The 301-nt window shown below is 40.5% G+C and carries 1 protein-coding gene; it reads left to right on the plus strand.

Annotation, left to right across the window (positions count from 1 at the left end):
* Positions 1–301: hypothetical protein (locus tag BTV99_RS13660; protein WP_178377999.1), on the plus strand; the 301-nt coding region annotated here is incomplete at both ends.

A 301-nucleotide genomic window follows, 5' to 3' on the forward strand; every position in this document is an offset into this window, starting at 1 on the left:
CCATAAGATACTAAATGATCAGCTTATCTCCAATGATGATAGCTATACAACTGAGCGAGAGATAGCGGCAGCTTATGCTGGAAAAATTAGAGCAGATAACTTAGAGGTAGAAAAAGTCGCTTTACTGCGTAAGAAGCTAGATCGCTCAGGTATCGTAAGTATGGCCCGAGAGGACGGTTATATCGTGCTAACGATGGGTGGCTTTTTGGATAATGAATTTGGTTACCTAAAAGCGCCGAATAATAATATTGAAGTTGGTTATATGATACCGCCTTATGGACTTACCGTCATATCTCTCACA

The sequence above is a fragment of the Psychrobacter sp. Rd 27.2 genome, assembly GCF_001921755.1.
Classification (GTDB): domain Bacteria; phylum Pseudomonadota; class Gammaproteobacteria; order Pseudomonadales; family Moraxellaceae; genus Psychrobacter; species Psychrobacter celer.